Origin of the sequence: Sedimenticola sp. (assembly GCF_050289425.1) — a bacterium.
In the GTDB taxonomy this organism is placed as follows: Bacteria; Pseudomonadota; Gammaproteobacteria; order Chromatiales; family Chromatiaceae; genus Sedimenticola.
The window spans coordinates 1-2733 of sequence record NZ_JBNKFS010000051.1 but is presented as its reverse complement, the minus strand read 5'-3'; the positions used below and the strand labels follow the sequence as shown (position 1 = coordinate 2733).

The following is a 2733-nucleotide window of genomic DNA, read 5'->3' as shown; positions in this document are numbered from 1 at the left end:
TCACTGGAACTGGCCCGGCAGGCGGCAGCCACCGAGCGTGGCCGGGAAGTGACCCGGCGCTTTCTGGGGCAGGGCACGGCCTATACGCCGCTGCCTGTGTCCTTCTACGGTAACTAAAAATTATAGGGACGCTGATGCCGATGGAGGAGGGTGGTTATGAATGACGTGGCGGTGATTGACCGCTTCCTCAACGTTTTCGCCACCTATATCGACTCGGGCTTTGGCCTGCTGGGTGGCGAGGTGGCGTTTCTGACCGCCACCCTGGTGGTGATCGATATGACCCTGGCGGGGTTGTTTTGGGCGCTGAGCCATGCCAGCGGGCAGGGCGATGACGTGCTGGCCCGCTTGATCCGCAAGGTGCTTTATGTGGGGGCTTTTGCCTACATCATCGGCAACTTCAACGCGCTGGCCAGTATTGTGTTCCGTTCCTTTGCCGGGCTAGGGCTGTTGGCGTCGGGCTCGGGTGCCAGCGAGGCTCAGTTCCTGCAACCGGGGCGGCTGGCCAAGGTGGGCGTGGATGCCGGCGCGCCGATCCTGGAGCAGATCAGCGAGATGGCTGACTTTCCCGAGGTGTTCGTCAATATCGCGCCCATCGCGGTGCTGTTCCTGGCCTGGCTGGTGGTGATCCTCACTTTCTTTGTCAACGGTCTGTCTTGGAGCCGGGAACTGGACACGAAAGAAGGAGAATTACCATGAAAAACCGATCGAACAGAGAAGTCAGTTTTTTGCTGTTGCTTCTGCCGTTCATGCTGGCGGGCTGCGCAACACCTCAAAAACCGCCGCGGATCACACTGGACGAGCCGGTGGAAGCGACCCTGTTGCCGGAACCGGCCAAACCGGTGGCCGTGGTGGAAGTGCCAAAGCCGCTGCCGTTACCGGGGCAGTTGATGCCGTTGCCTGTGGAAGATAATCCAGAGGAGATGAAGGAACAAGAGACCAACGATCCTGAGGCGCAAGTCACCGAGGCGACTGACGAGGCGAGAGTGGCGCCGACCAAAGAAGGCTATATCAATGCGGTCCAGGTCTGGCCCTTTGCCGAGGGCGCGCTGTACCAGGTTTATGCCAGCCCGGCGCGGGTGACCGTAATCGCCCTGCAACCCGGCGAGAAACTGGTGACAGTGGCGGCGGGCGATACCGTGCGCTGGATCGTGGGGGATACGTCAAGTGGTGCCGGTGCCGATCAGCGGGTCAATGTACTGGTCAAACCCATCCGCGAGGATATCCGAACCAACCTGGTGATCACCACCAATCGCCGGACCTATTTGATGGAGCTGATCTCCACCGAGAAGACCTGGATGGCGTCGGTCTCCTGGGACTATCCCCGGGACCGGATGCTGGCGTTGCGAAAACAGTCCCGTGCCGCCGAGGTGGCCGCGCCGATTGATCAGGGCCTGTCACTGGAGCGGTTGCGCTTCCGGTATGCCATGAGCGGTGACCGGCCGTCGTGGCAACCGTTAAGGGCGTTTGATGATGGCAACAAGGTCTATATCCAGTTTCCCGCCGGGATCGCCCAGGGGGAGTTGCCGCCGTTGTTTGTGATCGGCCCCCAGGGCGATGGCCAACTGGTGAACTACCGTTTCCGTTCGCCGTACTACATCGTGGACCGGTTGTTCGGCGCCGCCGAACTGAGGTTGGGCGGTGAAGACGGCGAGGTGGTGCGTATCGAGCGGACCGGCGGGGTATGGAGGCAGTGAGCATGGAGCAGAACGATACTCTGGACCCACCCCAGTCGGAAAGCCCGTCAAAGATGGCCCCGGAACAGGTGGCGTTGCGCGCCCAGCCGCGGCCGGTAACGCGCCTGAACCGGCGGATGCTGGCGGTGCTCGCCGGTGGCGTGGCCACCGCCGTACTGGGGGCGATGTTCTGGTCCTTGCGGACACCCGAGCGGGGTGGAACGAATGGGGCGGATGAACTCTACAACGTCGATCGTGTTGCCCGCTCCGAGGAATTGACCCGGTTGCCGGCGGACTATTCGCAACTGCCGCCCACACCGGATTTGCCACCAGATGTCCCTCGGCTGGGCAAGCCGTTGCCCGGCGATCTGGGCGCACCGATCCTGAAGGCGGAGCGGCAGGCCATCGGTTATTCCTCCGGGCAGGATGCGGTTGATGGCGACCAGCTGGCGCGCCTCAAAGAGGCGGAAGAAGCGGCAGGTTCATCCGTGTTCTTTGGATCTATTCGGCCACGTCCCGTTGCGGCAACGTCTGTGGCGGACGGGGTAGAAGTCTCCTTAATGGGGCAGGGCGTGGACGCACTCGATTCCCTGGCGTTGTTGCAGGGATCGCCTCCCGGGGAGACCGACCCTATCGCCCTCCAAAACCGCCAGGACCAGAAGGAGGCGTTTCTGAGCAAATCAGCTTTTACGGAAATCCGCAAAACCGGGGATCTGCAAAAGCCGGTCTCCCCCTACCAGGTGATGGCCGGGACGGTAATCGCCGGTGCCCTGGTTACCGGCATCAACTCCGACCTGCCCGGGGATGTGATCGCCACGGTGACGGAACCGGTCTACGACACCGCCACCGGCCGGCATGTGCTGATTCCCCAGGGCTCCCGCATCCTCGGCCGTTACAACAGCCAGATAAGCGTTACCGTTCATTCTGTAACGTAGTTGACACGGGCGCATCCGTTGCAGTCAGTTTACATCCTTAATAACCGTCAGCATCCCTGGCGGCATCTTCCACTGCCTCTGGTCTTTGGTGAGAACCACCACTGTCTTGCGATTGATTTTGATCA

General features: G+C 61.6%; 3 protein-coding genes. All 3 read left to right on the top strand.

The annotated features are described in order from the left end of the window. Positions 1-156: 156 nt before the first annotated feature. The 3 genes from ACQY5R_RS18155 to ACQY5R_RS18145 are packed head-to-tail and all read left to right on the top strand — an operon-like array spanning position 157 to position 2608. A complete protein-coding gene (locus ACQY5R_RS18155) occupies positions 157-696 on the top strand; it encodes a type IV secretion system protein (protein ID WP_428610700.1) in 540 nt (179 codons plus the stop codon). Then, positions 693-1694, top strand: a complete 1002-nt coding sequence (gene trbG / locus ACQY5R_RS18150) for a P-type conjugative transfer protein TrbG (RefSeq protein ID WP_428610699.1) — start codon at positions 693-695, stop codon at positions 1692-1694. Before ACQY5R_RS18155 ends, trbG begins: the two co-directional genes overlap by 4 nt. A gap of 2 nt (positions 1695-1696) precedes the next feature. Next, complete coding sequence (locus tag ACQY5R_RS18145) at positions 1697-2608, top strand: TrbI/VirB10 family protein (RefSeq protein ID WP_428610698.1); 912 nt, start codon at positions 1697-1699, stop codon at positions 2606-2608. Positions 2609-2733: the final 125 nt, after the last annotated feature.

Excerpts from the sequence above, each read along its gene's own strand:
- ACQY5R_RS18155 (WP_428610700.1), top strand. The coding sequence starts at position 157 with ATGAATGACGTGGCGGTGATTGACCGCTTCCTCAACGTTTTCGCCACC.
- trbG (WP_428610699.1), top strand. The coding sequence starts at position 693 with ATGAAAAACCGATCGAACAGAGAAGTCAGTTTTTTGCTGTTGCTTCTG.
- ACQY5R_RS18145 (WP_428610698.1), top strand. The coding sequence starts at position 1,697 with ATGGAGCAGAACGATACTCTGGACCCACCCCAGTCGGAAAGCCCGTCA.